Below are 15,532 nucleotides of genomic sequence, written 5' to 3'. Positions count from 1 at the left end.
CGGAGTCGCGCGTGGCGCGCATCGATGCGTTTCTCAAGCTGGGCACCCAGCAAGGCTGTTCGGACATCCATCTCGCAGTAGGCGTACCGCCGATGCTGCGTATGTACGGCGACCTTCTGCCGATCAAGTTTCGCGAGCTGCGGGATTCCGAGCTCGAGAGCTATATCACCGAGATACTCACGCAAAAACAGAACGCCCAGCTGACCAAGGGCATCGATCTCGATTTCTCCTATGTGAGTGCGGACGGCGGGCGTTTTCGCGTGAACGTATTCCGCAAAGCGACCGGCATCGGCGCCACCTTTCGCTCGATCCCATCGGGCGTGCCGAGCCTCGAGAGCCTTGGCCTGCCGGCGACGATCCGCAAGCTGTGTGACCAGCACCAGGGCATGATCCTCGTAACCGGGTCGACCGGCACGGGCAAGTCGACGACCTTGGCGGCGATGATCGACCTGCTCAATACCGAGCGTAAGCTGAATATCATCAGTCTCGAAGACCCGATCGAATTCGTCCATCGGAGCAAACAGGCACAGGTGATCCAGCGCGAGTACGGCACGCACATACCGAGTTTTGCCGAGGGTGTGCGCGCGGCGATGCGCGAAGACCCCGACGTGATCCTGGTCGGCGAGATGCGCGATGCCGAGACGATCACCATGGCAATGACGGCCGCGGAAACAGGTCACCTGGTGCTCGGCACACTGCATACGACCAGCGCCACCAAGACCATCGACCGAATCATCGACGCCCTGCCCATCGAACAGCGCGAGCAGACCAAGAGCTTCCTGTCCTCCAGCCTGCTCGCAGTCATTACGCAGGTGCTCGTGAAAACCACAGATGGTCGTGGACGCAAGGCAATCTGCGAGATCATGGTCATGAACAGGGCCATAGCCAAGCTCATCCAGGCCGAGCAGTCGCACCAGATTCCAAGCCAGATCCAGACCGGGCGCGATCTCGGCATGCAGCTGATGGACCAGGCCCTGCAGCATGCGATCGTCGCCAAGGAAATCGACCCCGACGATGCATACAATTACGCCTCGGACAAGCGCCTGTTCCAGAAATACGTGACTGACACGACGATGCTGCCAAAGCTCGAGGCGGCAAAGCTTCCTGAAACCGCCGGCAAAGACTGAAGAACTGAATGGCGAAGATCGACGAATATCTCCTCATGGTGCTCGAGCGGGGTGGTTCGGACCTGCATTTCATTGCCGGCGATCCACCGCGCATACGGATGCACGGCGAACTGATGCCACTCAACAACGAACCGCTGCAAGCCAAATACGTCGAAGAAGTGCTTTTTGAGATCATGTCGCGCACGGCCAGGGCCCGCTTCGACAGCCATGACGGCGCGGATTTCGCACACATGATTCCCGAGCGTGGCCGCTTTCGCGTCAATGTCATGCGCCACCTTAACGGCATGGGCGCCGTATTGCGCGCCATCCCGTCCCGCGCCTTTACGATGGAGGAACTGAAGCTTCCGCCGGCCGTGCACCAGTTATCGCGCGCCAACAACGGGCTGATCCTGGTAACCGGCAAGACGGGTTCCGGCAAATCCACGACGCTCGCTGCCATCATCGATGACATCAATCGCCGTACCAAAGGGCACATACTGACCATCGAGGACCCGATCGAATTCGTCCACGAGCGCAAGGGCTGTCTCATCAGCCAGCGCGAAATCGGCGTACACAGCCCGGGTTTCGCCGATGCCCTGCATTCAGCCTTGCGCGAGGATCCGGACGTGATACTGGTCGGCGAAATGCGCGATTTCGAAACCATCAGCATCGCCGTCACTGCCGCCGAGATGGGCATTCTGGTCATGGGTACGCTGCACACCAACGGCGCGGCACCGACGATCGACCGCATTATCAACGTCTTCCCCTCGGACAAGCAGTCGCACGTGCGCACCATGCTTTCAACCAGCCTGCGCGGCGTCATCTCGCAGCAGCTATTGAAGCGAAGCGACGGCAAAGGACGCGTCGCCGCGCTCGAGATCATGTTGAACACCTCGGCCGTTGCGAACCTCATCCGGCAGGGCAAGCTCGATCAGATTGAGTCCACCATGCAGACCAGTGGCCAGGTCGGCATGCGCACCATGGATGCGGCAATTCAGGGGCTGCTGGACCAGGGAGCCATCAAGGGCCCGGAGGCCTACAAGAAGGCCATCAACAAGGCCAAGTTCGAAGCCTTCCGCGAAGCGGGTTGAGCGGCGCATCCGCGCGGGGCTTACCTGGAACCCATCCCATGACACGCCGCATTCTGGTTACCAGCGCACTCCCCTATGCCAACGGGTCGCTGCACCTCGGTCATATCATCGAAGCCGTGCAGACCGACGTCTGGGTGCGTTATCAGCGCATGCGCGGCAACGACTGCATTTACGTCTGTGCCGAAGACACGCACGGTACGCCGATCATGATTCGCGCCCAGAGCGAGGGCATCAGCCCCGAAGCCCTGATTGCACGCGTTGCCGAGGAACATCGGGCCGACTACCGTGATTTCCTTGTCGCGCACGATTTTTTTCACTCAACGCATGCGAGTGAGACATTTGCCCTGACGCGTTCGCTTTACGAGCGGGTGCGCGATGCCGGGTACATAGATCGGCGCAATGTGCGCCAGGCCTACGATGAGAGCGCCGGGATGTTCCTGCCCGATCGCTATGTGCGCGGCACTTGCCCACGTTGCAATACGGCGGACCAGTATGGCGATGCCTGCGAGAACTGTGGTGCCACCTATTCGCCGCAGGATCTCAAGGACCCGCGGTCAACACTCACAGGCAACGCGCCGGTCTGGCGCGATTCCGAGCACGTTTTCTTCAAGTTGAGCGCACATGAGGCAATGCTGCGAGACTGGGTGGCCGGGAAATCGCTGCAGCCTGCTGTACGTGCCAAGCTCAGGGAATGGTTCGAGGCAGGGCTTGCCGACTGGGACATCTCCCGCGATGCGCCCTATTTCGGCTTCGAGATTCCCGATGCGCCGGGAAAGTATTTCTATGTCTGGTTCGATGCGCCCATCGGCTACCTTGGTAGTTTCAAGGCGCTGTGCAAGCAACGCAATATCGATTTCGATCAATATTTCGCGGCGACCAGTACCGCGGAGCTTTACCACTTCATCGGCAAGGACATCAGCTACTTTCACACCCTTTTCTGGCCCGCAGTCCTGCATTCGGCCGGACTGCGTCTGCCGACGGCGGTGTTTGCGCACGGCTTCCTTACGGTCAATGGCCAGAAGATGTCGAAGTCGCGCGGCACTTTCATTACGGCGAGACATTACCTCGAGCTGCTGCCGCCCGAGGCGCTTCGTTACTACTTTGCCGCCAAGCTCGGCGACGGACTGGATGACATCGACCTCAATCTGGAAGACTTCGTCGCCCGATACAATTCGGATATTGTCGGCAAGCTGGTCAATATTGCGAGCCGCTGTGCGCCATTCATCGCCCGTAGCGGCGGAAAGCTCTCGGATCACCTGTTCGACGATGCCGGATACACCGAGCTTGCCGCCATGGGCGAGAAGGTCGGCCGCTGCCTCGAGGCACGCGAATACTCCCAGGCTATCCGCGAAATCATGGCCGTCGCGGATCGCGCCAATCAGTTTGTCGACCAGCACAAGCCCTGGCTGCTCGCGAAGGATCCCGCGCGCTCTGGCGACGTACAGAGGATTTGCACCCAGGGCATCAACTACTTTCGACTGCTCATGACCTGGCTCGCGCCCGTCCTGCCGCAATTGGCGAGCGCTGCGGAGCGATTTCTCGGCGTGTCGCTCGCGCGCTGGGACGCGCCGCGCGAACCGCTGCTCGCGACGCCGCTGGCGGCGTACCAGCCGCTGGCATCACGCCTCGACAATACCGCGGTGGCGCGTCTCATAGCCGCTCCCGCAGCGCCGACGGAGAATCAAGTGACTGATACTGCAGCCCACATCACCATCAAGGATTTTCAGCGGGTGCAGATGCGGGTAGCACGCGTTGCAGCCGCCTCGCTCGTGGAAGGTTCGGACAAGCTCCTGCGACTGACCCTCGATCTTGGTAGCGAGCAACGCACGGTGTTCTCCGGTATCCGCGCCGCCTACGACCCGGACACGCTTGTCGATCGACTGGTCGTCGTCGTTGCCAATCTGGCGCCGCGGAAAATGCGTTTTGGGGTCTCGGAGGGCATGGTGCTGTGCGCCGGCGATGATGACAGCGGAATCTTCCTGCTGAGTGCCGACAGTGGCGCCAAACCCGGCATGCTGATCACCTGACACGACCGTGGCACTCGCCGATCGCATCGACGCGCTGCTCCCGCAAACCCAGTGCCAACGCTGCGACTACCCGGACTGTCGCGCATACGCACAAGCCATCGCCCGCGACGATGCGCCAATCAATCGTTGTCCGCCGGGCGGGACCAGCACCATTGCGAGCCTGGCTGTGTTGCTCGGCAGGGAACTCGTTGCGCTCGATGATTCGTGCGGGAGCTATCCACGGGAAATCGTCGCCGTTATCGACCCTGAGCGGTGCATTGGCTGCGCCCGCTGCCTGCCACCCTGCCCCACGGACGCGATCGTCGGCGCCGCTCGCTATATGCATGATGTCGTGGCGACACTCTGCACGGGCTGCGAATTGTGCATAGCGGCTTGTCCGGTCGACTGTATTTCGATGCAACCGCGACCGGTCTCCTCACCCGTGCCTTCGCCGGACGACAATCGGCAGCGCTACCGCGCCCGCACGCGGCGCATGGAGCAGCGCGGGAGTGAACGGGCTGCGCTCCTCGAGCAAAGAAAGCACCAGGCGCCTGGGCCAAGCGGTTCATGACACCCGCGGCACGCCGCAAGCTGTTCCTGGCATTGCAGGCGGAACGTCCCGAGCCGCGCACGGAGTTGAACTATGCAAGTCCCTTCGAATTGCTGGTCGCAGTCATCCTCTCGGCCCAGGCGACCGACAGGAGCGTCAACGCCGCTACGGCCGCGCTCTTCAGAGCCGCCAATACACCGGAGAAAATACTTGCACTTGGCATCGCCGGACTTCGCGGATACATCCGCAGTATCGGCCTATACAACTCCAAGGCGAGGCACATCATGGCGACCTGCGAGATCCTGCTGCGCGATCACGGCGGCAGCGTGCCGCGCGACCGCGCAGCCCTGCAGGCACTACCGGGTGTCGGTCGCAAGACCGCCAATGTGATCCTCAACACCGCGTTCGGTGAACCTACGATTGCTGTCGACACGCATATCTTCCGGGTGGCGAACCGGACCGGGCTCGCGCCAGGAAAAACTCCGCTTGCCGTCGAAAAAGCGCTGTTGTCCGCCGTACCACTGGAATTTCGGAAGAATGCCCACCATTGGCTGATCCTGCACGGTCGCTACACCTGCCTTGCGCGCAATCCGCGCTGCGCGAGTTGCGTAATCCGTCGTTGGTGCGAGTACGAAATGAAGTCGGCCAAAGCCGCGCAATAAAGCGGTAAAATCACGGGTCAAGTTCTTATGAGCCTCGCAACTCAATATCCCGTTAGCGGCGCGGGCCTCGGTCTGCGTCGGCCGCTCATGGCCGACCTCACCGCGAACGCGCCGGGCCGGGTCGATTTTTTCGAGATTGCGCCTGAGAACTGGATCGGCGTAGGCGGACGCCTGGGTCGACAATTGCGTTCGTTCACCGAACGTTACCCGTTCGTTTGCCATGGACTGTCGCTGTCCCTGGGCGGACCAGAACCGCTCGATGAGAAACTCCTGCTCGACATTCGCGATTTCATGCGCGCACATGCAGTGCGCTGCTACTCGGAACATCTGTCGTATTGCAGTGATGATGGCCACCTGTACGACCTGATGCCGTTGCCATTCACGGACGAGGCCGTACGGCACGTGAGCAGGCGCATACGACGCGTGAGCGAAATCATCGGCGAGCCGATGGCAATCGAAAACGTGTCCTATTACGCGGCTCCGGCGCCGGGCATGAGCGAGATCGATTTCCTGAACGCAGTGCTCGAGGAAGCCGACTGCCGCCTCATGCTCGATATCAACAATATTTTCGTCAACAGCATCAATCACCGTTACGACCCGAGTGAATTCCTGGCGAGGATTCCGGCGCAGCGGCTGGTTTACTTCCACGTCGCCGGACACTATGTCGAGGCCGAAGATCTGCGCGTCGACACCCACGGCACGGCCGTATGCCACGATGTCTGGGAGTTGCTTGCCGAGGCCTACCACCGTTTCGGGCCCGTACCGACCTTGCTCGAACGTGATTTCAACTTTCCGCCTGTCGATGAATTGCTCGGCGAGGTAGCGAGGGTTCGCGGCCTCCAACGTTCGGCACAGTCGCGCCGCAGGAGCGCTGCTTGAGCGGCGGCCTCGCGCAATTGCAACGGCGTTTTGCGGCCCATCTGCGCGACCCAGACAACCAGACACCTCTCCCGGGTATTCCCGAGCGGCGGCTCGCGGTGTACCGCGAACTGTTCATCAACAATGTGAACAGCCTGCTGTCGGGCAGTTTTCCGGTCCTGCAGAAGATTCTCGGCCGGGAACGGTGGAGTACGCTGGTGCGCGAATTCTACGCACAGCACCATGCGAAAACACCTTACTTCCTGGAATTGCCAGGCGAGTTCGTCGACTGGTTACAAAGTCGCCCGGCGCGCGCCGGGGAACCTGCGTTCATCGCCGAACTCGCGCGACACGAATGGATCGAGCTCGCGCTGACCGTTGCAGCCGATCCGGCATGGCCGCAAGCCGACCCGCTGGGAGACCTGATCGACGGCCGCCCGGTGCTGGCTCCGCTTGTCGACGTTGCCGCTTACCTCTGGCCCGTGCACCGTCTCGCGCCCGATTTCCAGCCGGCCATCGCGCCCTCCGAACGCACCTGTATCCTGGCCTGGCGCGACCGCAACGACGACGTACATTTCATGAACCTGGGCGTCGCGACCGCACGCTTATTGGAAATCCTGCAGGAGAACCCGTCACTTACCGGCCGCGAGGCGATCGACACCCTCGCCAATGAGCTGGGATCGGCGCAGCCGGACGTCGTGATCGCCGCGCGCGACATGCTGGAGGATCTGCGCAAGCTTGGCGTCCTGCTTGGCTCAGTGCGCTGCTAGCTTCGCCGTTTGGGCTGGTACAGATCGGTCAACGTACCTTCGGCCGCCTCTGCCGCCATGGCGATTGTCTCGGAGAGTGTCGGATGCGGGTGTATGGTCAGGCCGATGTCGGCGGCGTCGGCGCCCATTTCTATCGCCAGGGCAATTTCGCCGATCAACTCACCGGCGTTGATCCCGACGATACCGCCGCCCAGCACCCTGCGTGTCGTCGGGTCGACAATCAGTTTGGTGAATCCATCGTCCCGGCCGCTCGCCAGTGCGCGCCCACTCGCGGCCCACGGAAAAAGCGATTTCTCGACGGCCAGGCCCTGTTCTCGCGCCGCCGTCTCGGTCAATCCAACCCAGGCGATTTCCGGGTCCGTATAAGCGACGGACGGGATGACACGGGCATCGAATGAACTGCGCTCGCCGCAGGCAACCTCGGCCGCCACCTTGCCCTCGTGGGTTGCCTTGTGCGCCAGCATCGGTTGGCCAACGATATCCCCGATTGCAAAGATGCCGCTCACATTGGTACGCATCTGCCGATCGACCGGTATGAATCCGCGCTCATCGACCGCGACGCCCGCCGCATCAAGTGCCAACGCCCTCGCCAGCGGTCGACGACCGACGGCGATGAGCACCCTGTCGAATGCCATCGTCCGCTCGCCATTTGCATCGGCGAGCGTCACGCGCAGGTCCTCGGGGCCGGCTGCGACTCCCTGCAGGCGAGTCTTCAGGTGTATGCCTGCGTAGCGCGCCTTGAGGCGTTTCTCGAGCGGGCGTACCAGATCCGGATCGCAGCCTGGCATGAGTTGATCGGTGAGCTCGACGACCGTGACTTTGGCACCCAGTCCGTCGTACACGCAGGCCATCTCCAGGCCGATGATGCCACCGCCGACTACCAGCAATCGGGCCGGAATTGCCGTGAGCTCTAGCGCCGCGGTCGAATCCATGATGCGCGGGTCATCGGGCAGGCCGGGCATGCGGCTGGGCTCGGACCCGGCGGCAATGATGCAGTGCCGGAACCGGAGCCGTTCGAGCGTGCCCGACTGCGCCACCGCCAGAATATCCGGTGCAACGAACCGGCCGCTGCCGGTGAGCACCTCGACCTTGCGCTGCTTGGCGAGCATGGCCAGCCCATGGGTCAACTTGCGCACCACGTTGTTCTTCCAGTCCGCAAGGCGCGGCAGGTCGATCCGTGGGGCAGTGAATTCGATACCGTGCGCCGCCATGCCGGTCGCCTCTTCGACGACCCGCGCCGCGTGCAGCAACGCCTTGGAGGGGATGCAACCGACATTGAGGCACACGCCGCCAAGGCTGGCGCCGCGCTCGACCAACACAACCTTGCGTCCGAGATCTGCAGCGCGGAAGGCGGCCGTATAGCCACCCGGTCCGCCACCGAGGACAAGCAGGTCGACCTCACGGTCTGCCGCGCTGCCGCCAGGGCGTATGTCGGGCGGTGCCGCTGCAGCCGGCTTGTTGGCAGCCAGCTGCGATCCGGGCGCGGGCGAGGACGCCGGCGCCTCCTGGCCTGCCGTACCGACGCCCGAAGGAACGGCCGCGAGCGTCGCGATCACGCTGCCCGAGGAGACCTTGTCGCCGACGGCGACACGTACATGGCCGATACGCCCACTCAGAGCGGCGGGCACATCCATGGTCGCCTTGTCCGTTTCGAGCGTCAGCAAGGCGTCGCCTTGCGCCACTTGCTGTCCAGGACCGATGTGCACTTCGATCACAGCGACATCGGTGAAATTGCCCAGATCCGGAACGGTCAGCTCGACATCACTCAAGGCACGGCCTCGACCAGCTGACGCGGACGGGACAACAGCTCCGCCAGGTAACTGGTAAATCGAGCGGCATCGGCGCCGTCGACTACCCTGTGATCATAGGACAGCGAAAGGGGCAACATGAGCCGCGCAGCAAATCGGTCGTCGACCCAGACGGGTTTGCGCTCGGCACGCGATACGCCGAGGATGGCAACCTCCGGCGGGTTGATGATGGGCGTGAATGCGGTCCCGCCTATCCCGCCGAGGCTGGAAATCGTGAAGCAGCCACCCTGCATTTGTGCGGCCTTGAGCTTGCCCTCGCGTGCAGCCGCCGACAGCTCGGCAAGCGCGCCGGCCAATTCATAGATATCCTTGCGATCCGCGTCATGGATGACCGGGACGAGCAGCCCGAGCTCCGTATCCGCTGCGAAGCCGAGGTGCAGGTATTTCTTGAAGACCAGATTGCCAGCGCCATCGAGGGAGCTGTTGAATTTGGGGAATTTCTGCAACGCCTTGATGCAGGCGCGCATGATGAACGCGAGCGGCGTCAGCTTGAATCCCCGCGCTGCTGCCTTGTCCTTCAACTCCGCGCGCAGGGCTTCCAAGTCGGTGATGTCGGCCTGGTCGAATTGGGTGACGTGCGGGATATTGACCCATGCCGCCTGCAGCCGCGGCCCCGAAATCTTCTGCACACGGTTGAGCGGTTTGATCTCGACTTCGCCGAAAGCACCGAAGTCGACCTGAGGGAGTGCCGGCAGCGCCGATTGCGGTGCACTGGACCGGCCCGCAAGCTGCGCCTTGACATGGCCCTTGACATCCTCGTGCGTAATGCGGCCCTTGGCCCCGCTGCCGTGAACTGTAGATAAATCGACGCCCAGCTCCCGGGCGAACTTGCGCACGGACGGACTGGCATGCGCCGTTGGGAAGGGCGGCGGGCTCGAGTCGACCGATGGCCGCGCTTGCGATCCGGACGCCGCAGCACTGCCCTGTGGCGGTGGCGGCGCCGGCTTTGCCGGCGCCTGTGACGGTGCCTCAGGGGCCGCGACGGGTGGCGGCGCTGGTGCGGGCCGCCCTTCCGGTGGCGAGACCTGCGTAGCAGTCGGCGTGGCCGTTGCACCGCCTAGACGCGCGATGATGTCGCCACTATTGACCTTGCTGCCGACTCCGACCAGAACTTCCGTCACGGTGCCCGCCGCACTCGACGGCACGTCCATGGTCGCCTTCTCGGTCTCCAGCGTCAGCAGCGATTGATCGACCTGCACGGAGGCCCCGACCGTTACCAGCACCTCGATCACTTCGACATCCGTGAAATTGCCAAGGTCGGGCACGCGAATTTCGACGCTGCTATTCATGCCGGACCCTCCGCGTCGAGCGCATCAGGCAAGCCGCGGGTCACGCTTGGTCGGATCGATTTCGAGCGCGCGCACGGCCTGCAGCACGGTCGATTGGTCGACTTTGCCTTCCTCCGCCAATGCGCTGAGTGCCGCATACGCAATGAAGTTGCGATCCACTTCGAAGTGACGACGGAGTGCGGCGCGAGTATCCGAGCGGCCGAAGCCGTCCGTTCCCAAAGTCAGATACGCGCCAGGTACCCATTTTCGAATCTGCTCGGGAACCGCGGCGACATAGTCCGTGGCCGCGATGAACGGTCCCTCGCGATCGCCAAGAATCTGCGCAACATAGGACTGCCGCCGTGCACCGTCCGGATGCAGCAGGTTGTGACGATCGCAGTCGCGCGCCTCGCGCGTGAGTTCCGAGAAGCTCGGTACCGAGAAAACATCCGCCGGCACGCCGAAATCCCTCTCGAGGATCTCGGCCGCGGCAATGCATTCGCGCAATATGCTTCCGGAGCCGAGCAGGTTCACCCTCACCCGACCGCGACCGCCAATCGAATACAGATACATGCCGCGGACGATCCCCTGCTCGACTCCCGGGGGCATGGCAGGCATCGGGTAGTTCTCGTTCATGCACGCGATGTAGTAGAAGACGTTCTCTCCGTCGACGTACATGCGCCGCAAACCGTCGTGGATGATGACGACCAGCTCATAGGCAAACGTCGGGTCATAGGAGCGGCAATTGGGCACGGTAGTCGCATGCAGAAGGCTGTGGCCATCCTGGTGCTGCAGGCCCTCGCCGGCGAGCGTGGTGCGACCCGCCGTCGCACCCATCAGAAATCCCCTCGCCTGCATATCGGCCGCCGCCCAGATGAAATCACCAATGCGCTGGAAGCCGAACATCGAGTAGTAAATGAAGAAGGGCACCATCGCGATGCCGTGATTGGCGTATGCCGTTGCAGCCGCCGTCCACGAACACATGGCGCCGGCCTCGTTGATGCCCTCTTCGAGCATCTGGCCTTTCTTGTCCTCGCGGTAGGACATGAGCTGTTCGGCATCCTGCGGCGTATACAACTGACCCACCGCCGAATAGATCCCGATCTGCCGAAACAGGCCTTCCATGCCGAAGGTGCGTGCCTCATCGGGCACGATCGGCACGATGTGGCTGCCAATGTTCTTGTCCTTGAGGAGCGTCGTCAGCAGGCGCACGAAGGCCATGGTGGTGGAGATCTCGCGCTCGCCCGTTCCCTCGAGCAAGGCCTTGAATACCTCGATACCGGGCACCGTGAGCGGCGCAACGGTCGACAGCCGCGACGGCAGGAATCCGCCCAGCGCCTTGCGTCGCCCCTGCAGATAGATGAGCTCGGGGCTCCCGGTCTCCGGTCGGCAGAACGGCAGGCGCGTCAGGTCCTCATCGGACACCGGAATGTTGAATCGGTCGCGAAACGCCCGCAGGTCCTCGTCCGACAGCTTCTTCTGCTGATGGGTGACCATCTGGCCTTCACCCGCCTTGCCGAGTCCGAACCCCTTGACCGTCTTGGCGAGTATGACCGTCGGTCGGCCACGATGATTGACCGCAGCGCTATAGGCGGCGAAGACCTTGCGCGCATCATGGCCGCCACGATTGAGTCGCCAGATCTCGTCATCGGACATGTTGGCGACCATGGCTTTGAGCTCGGGGTACTTGCCAAAGAAATGTTCGCGAGTGTATGCCCCGCCCTTGGCCTTGAAATTCTGGTATTCGCCGTCGACGCAGTCTTCCATCACCCGGCGCAGCAGTCCCTGGTGGTCGCGCGCGAGCAATGGGTCCCAGCGCGAGCCCCATAGCACCTTGACCACATTCCAGCCTGCACCCAGAAATGCGGCTTCCAGCTCCTGGATGATCTTGCCATTGCCGCGTACCGGCCCGTCGAGACGCTGCAGGTTGCAGTTGATGACGAAGATGAGGTTGTCGAGCTGCTCGCGCACCGGCATCGTCAACGCACCCATGGATTCGGGTTCGTCCATTTCGCCATCGCCGAGGAATGCCCAGACGCGCCGATTCGAGGCCGGCACGAGCCCGCGATTTTCGAGATAACGCTGAAATCGGGCCTGGAAAATCGCCATCATGGGACCGAGGCCCATCGAGACGGTTGGAAATTGCCAGAACCCCGGCATCAACCAGGGGTGCGGATACGAAGACAGTCCCTCGCCATCGACTTCCTGCCGGAAGTGGCGCAGCTGCTCCTCGGTCAATCGGCCTTCCAGATAAGCGCGTGAATAGATTCCGGGAGCGGCATGGCCCTGGATGAAGATCATGTCGCCCGGGTGGTTTGCACTCGGCGCACGCCAGAAATGGTTGAAACCCACTTCGTACAACGTCGCCGCCGAGGCATAAGTGGAAATGTGCCCGCCGTATTCCGAGGAGATACGGTTGGCCTGCACGACCATGGCCATCGCGTTCCAGCGCAGATAGGCTTCGAGCCTGCGCTCGAGTGCGCGATTGCCGGGGTAATCCGGCTCTTGTCCGACCGCGACTGTGTTGAGGTAGGCCGTATTGGGTTTGAAAGGCAGATAGGTGCCCGAGCGCCGTGCGTGGTCGATGAGACGCTCGAGCAGAAAATGCGCACGAGCGGGACCATGCGCCTTGAGCACGGAATCGATGGATTCGATCCACTCTTCGGTTTCTACCGGATCGAGATCGTCCGGCTCGGTACTATTGCTCATCAGATGATTTTCAGACGATTTTCCAGGCGCCGGCCGGAGCCCGGCCCGCCCAACCGCTACGCTGTGCTACGATCGTTACAATCAAGCAAAGACCCAGATGCGACCAAGTCCGCTATGATCCGGCGTGCACCGAGCACGGTCAAGCGATCGATTCCCCACATCATGCTGCCTGATCTGACACTTCCCGCGATCGACGCATCGAGTCGATTCCCTGCTGCCAGCGACTTGCAGGATCTCGATATGTTGCTGGTATTGCTGCCGGTGTCGACCAAGCCTGCGGCTCTCGCGAGATTACCGGCCGCCCGGCATTGGCAGGATCTCTTGCTCGAAGCGCCGCCGATCGCGGGCAGCGCGCGCAGCACGGTACTCGGCAATCCCGCGCGAACGCTGGCCGTGCTTGGGTTTCATGCCGACGGGAGCGAGATCTTCGCTCTGGCGAGCACCGCCGCCCGGATGATGGCGCTCGCAGGTAATCGCCGCGCGCGAGTCGGACTGCTGGCCATCGCCGGCAATAGGAAGAACATCGCGGCCGGACTCGAAGCACTCGCATCGGCCTCGCTCGCTGCCGATTTTGCATTGCCTCGCTACCAGGGAAAACCGGGTGCGCGAGCGCCGCGAATCAAGTCGCTGCGACTGTTTGGCTCCGATGCGCTCGATCTGCGCCTGCTTGCCGCCAATGCTCGAGCCAACAATCTGGCGCGCTGGTTGACCGCATTGCCGACCAACAAGCTCGATGTCGCGGCTTACCGCAGGCTGCTCACGCAGCTCGCGCGCTCGAAAAAACTGCAGTTGACCTGGTACGGCGAAGCCAGGCTGCGTAAGCTCGGCGCCGAAGCATTCCTCGCCGTCTCGCGGGGCAGCAAACTGCGAAACGGCGGCATTGCCCTGCTGCGCTACCGTCCGAAATTGCCGCGAAAACGACCTGCCATAGCCTTGGTCGGCAAGGGCATCGTGTTCGATACAGGAGGCACCAACCTCAAGCCCCACCGTGCCATGCTCGACATGCACACCGATATGGCCGGCAGCGCGGTTGCCCTCGCGGCGACGCTGGCAATGGTCGAACTCGAATCCAGGCAGCCGATCGATTGCTGGCTCGCGATCACAGACAATGCAATCGGAAGTGGTGCATACCGCCCGCAGGAAATCGTGCGCGCCGCCAATGGCGTGCACATCCAGGTCATTCATACGGACGCCGAAGGCCGAATGGCGCTTGCCGACACGCTCGCACTGGCGTCGCGCGAGCGGCCCGAAGCGATCATCGATTTTGCAACGCTCACCGGCGCCTGCGTCTATGCGCTCACCGAGAGAATGAGCGGCCTGTTCAGTAACGATGTGGCTCTCGAGCGCCGATTGCAGGATGCCGCAAATCGTTGTGGCGAGCGCCTGCACGCCTTCCCCATGCCGGAGGATTTCGACAGCGACCTGCACAGCGACAACGCTGATGTCATGCAGTGCGCGGTCGAGGGCAAAGGCGATCACATCCTCGCTGCACGTTTTCTCAGCCGATTCGTCGACAAATCGATTCCCTGGGCACACATCGATCTGGCCGCCGCGTCGCGCAAAGGAGGCCTTGGTGCCATTGCGACGGAAATTACGGGTTTCGGCGCCGTGCTGGCAGTCACGGCGCTGCTTGGTGAAAGGCAGCGCCGGCGCTGATGCAGCGGCTCGAGCTGAGGCAACCCGACGACTGGCATGTCCATCTGCGCGACGAGGACATACTTGTCGCCGTCGCGCCGCTGACTGCCCGGCAGTTCCGGCGAGCGCTGGTGATGCCAAACCTCGCGCCTCCCGTGACAACAACAGCGGCGGCAATGGCGTACCGGCAGCGCATACTCGCGGCTGTCCCTTCCGGCTTTTCCTTCGAACCCTTGATGACACTTTATCTGACCGACCAGACCGCGCCAGCAGAAATCGAGCGCGCGGCGCTGAGCAAGGTGGTCATGGCCTGCAAGCTCTACCCGGCCGGTGCAACCACGCACTCGGACGCCGGGGTCACCGAGATTCACCGGCTCGACACCGTTTTTGCCTGCATGGCCGAACATGGCATGGTGCTATCGGTGCATGGCGAGGTGGTCGACAAGGACGTCGATATCTTCGACCGCGAGGAGCGCTTCATCGAGCGGACGCTTGCGCCACTTTGCGAGCGCCACCCGCGGCTGAAAGTGGTGTTCGAGCACATTACCACCGCGGCCGCAGTCCGTTTCATCAAGCGTGCGCGCCCCGGTGTCGCCGCGACCCTGACACCGCAGCACCTGTTGCTCAACCGCAATGACATGCTGGTCGGTGGCATCCGCCCACACCTGTACTGCCTGCCCATTTTGAAGACCGAGAACGATCGCAATCACTTGCTGGGCGCCGCGACCAGCGACGATGCGCGGTTCTTCGCCGGTACCGACAGCGCACCGCATTCGCGCCATAGCAAGGAATCAGCCTGCGGATGTGCAGGAGTTTTTTCGGCACATGCCGCGGTTGAGCTCTACGCCACGGCGTTCGAACAGGCGGGCGCGCTGGATCGCCTGGAGGCTTTTCTCGCGGAACGGGGCGCCGATTTCTATGGCGTGCCTCGCAATACCGGGCAAATCGTGCTCGAGCGAGGCGACTGGGTCATGGACACTCAGATCAGCGCGGGCAAGGATTGCCTGATTCCCTATGGCGCCGGACAGACACTGGGCTGGCGGCTCAAGCGCGGTGACTGACGCACTGC

At 62.6% G+C, this 15,532-nt stretch carries 12 protein-coding genes; 8 read left to right on the top strand and 4 right to left on the bottom strand.

Features of this window, described 5'->3' with window-relative positions; genetic code table 11:
* The first annotated feature begins 11 nt into the window (after positions 1–11).
* Genes R3E77_07720 through metG form a run of 3 tightly spaced genes read left to right on the top strand, consistent with a single transcriptional unit; the run spans position 12 to position 4,224 of the window.
* Positions 12–1,127 carry a PilT/PilU family type 4a pilus ATPase gene (locus tag R3E77_07720; protein MEZ5499302.1) on the top strand — a complete coding sequence of 372 codons (1,116 nt, stop codon included), beginning with the start codon at positions 12–14 and terminating at the stop codon, positions 1,125–1,127.
* 8 nt (positions 1,128–1,135) lie between these two features.
* Positions 1,136–2,197, top strand: a complete 1,062-nt coding sequence (locus R3E77_07715; GenBank protein ID MEZ5499301.1) for a PilT/PilU family type 4a pilus ATPase — start codon at positions 1,136–1,138, stop codon at positions 2,195–2,197.
* A gap of 38 nt (positions 2,198–2,235) precedes the next feature.
* Complete coding sequence (metG, locus tag R3E77_07710; GenBank protein ID MEZ5499300.1) at positions 2,236–4,224, top strand: methionine--tRNA ligase; 1,989 nt, start codon at positions 2,236–2,238, stop codon at positions 4,222–4,224.
* On the opposite strand, the gene R3E77_07705 is transcribed toward metG, so the two are convergent.
* A complete protein-coding gene (locus tag R3E77_07705) occupies positions 4,217–4,624 on the bottom strand; it encodes a hypothetical protein (GenBank protein MEZ5499299.1) in 408 nt (135 codons plus the stop codon). The genes metG and R3E77_07705 overlap by 8 nt on opposite strands.
* 146 nt (positions 4,625–4,770) lie before the next feature.
* On the opposite strand from R3E77_07705, the gene nth reads away from it, so the two are divergent.
* The 3 genes from nth to R3E77_07690 are packed head-to-tail and all read left to right on the top strand — an operon-like array spanning position 4,771 to position 7,043.
* On the top strand, positions 4,771–5,415 hold the full coding sequence (gene nth, locus R3E77_07700; protein MEZ5499298.1) for an endonuclease III: 645 nt from the start codon (positions 4,771–4,773) through the stop codon (positions 5,413–5,415).
* Between the two features lie 27 nt (positions 5,416–5,442).
* Entirely contained in the window at positions 5,443–6,294 is an 852-nt protein-coding gene (locus tag R3E77_07695) for a DUF692 domain-containing protein (GenBank protein MEZ5499297.1), read from the top strand.
* Entirely contained in the window at positions 6,291–7,043 is a 753-nt protein-coding gene (locus tag R3E77_07690) for a putative DNA-binding domain-containing protein (GenBank protein ID MEZ5499296.1), read from the top strand. The genes R3E77_07695 and R3E77_07690 overlap by 4 nt, the downstream gene beginning before the upstream one ends.
* On the opposite strand, the gene lpdA is transcribed toward R3E77_07690, so the two are convergent.
* The 3 genes from lpdA to aceE are packed head-to-tail and all read right to left on the bottom strand — an operon-like array spanning position 7,040 to position 12,828.
* Positions 7,040–8,812 carry a dihydrolipoyl dehydrogenase gene (gene lpdA / locus R3E77_07685; GenBank protein ID MEZ5499295.1) on the bottom strand — a complete coding sequence of 591 codons (1,773 nt, stop codon included), beginning with the start codon at positions 8,810–8,812 and terminating at the stop codon, positions 7,040–7,042. The genes R3E77_07690 and lpdA overlap by 4 nt on opposite strands.
* Positions 8,809–10,140: a 2-oxo acid dehydrogenase subunit E2 gene (locus R3E77_07680; GenBank protein MEZ5499294.1), complete on the bottom strand. Its 1,332-nt coding sequence runs from the start codon at positions 10,138–10,140 to the stop codon at positions 8,809–8,811. Before R3E77_07680 ends, lpdA begins: the two co-directional genes overlap by 4 nt.
* A gap of 24 nt (positions 10,141–10,164) precedes the next feature.
* Complete coding sequence (gene aceE / locus R3E77_07675) at positions 10,165–12,828, bottom strand: pyruvate dehydrogenase (acetyl-transferring), homodimeric type (protein MEZ5499293.1); 2,664 nt, start codon at positions 12,826–12,828, stop codon at positions 10,165–10,167.
* A 162-nt stretch (positions 12,829–12,990) separates the two neighbouring features.
* On the opposite strand from aceE, the gene R3E77_07670 reads away from it, so the two are divergent.
* Both R3E77_07670 and pyrC read left to right on the top strand, forming a co-directional pair.
* Entirely contained in the window at positions 12,991–14,484 is a 1,494-nt protein-coding gene (locus R3E77_07670) for a hypothetical protein (protein MEZ5499292.1), read from the top strand.
* Positions 14,484–15,524, top strand: coding sequence for a dihydroorotase (gene pyrC, locus R3E77_07665; GenBank protein ID MEZ5499291.1), 1,041 nt, complete (start codon positions 14,484–14,486; stop codon positions 15,522–15,524). The genes R3E77_07670 and pyrC overlap by 1 nt, the downstream gene beginning before the upstream one ends.
* Positions 15,525–15,532 lie beyond the last annotated feature (8 nt).

It is taken from the genome of Steroidobacteraceae bacterium, from assembly GCA_041395505.1.
GTDB lineage: Bacteria > Pseudomonadota > Gammaproteobacteria > Steroidobacterales > Steroidobacteraceae > JAWLAG01.
Note: the sequence above shows the minus strand (reverse complement) of the source record. Positions and strands in the feature narration are given on the sequence as shown.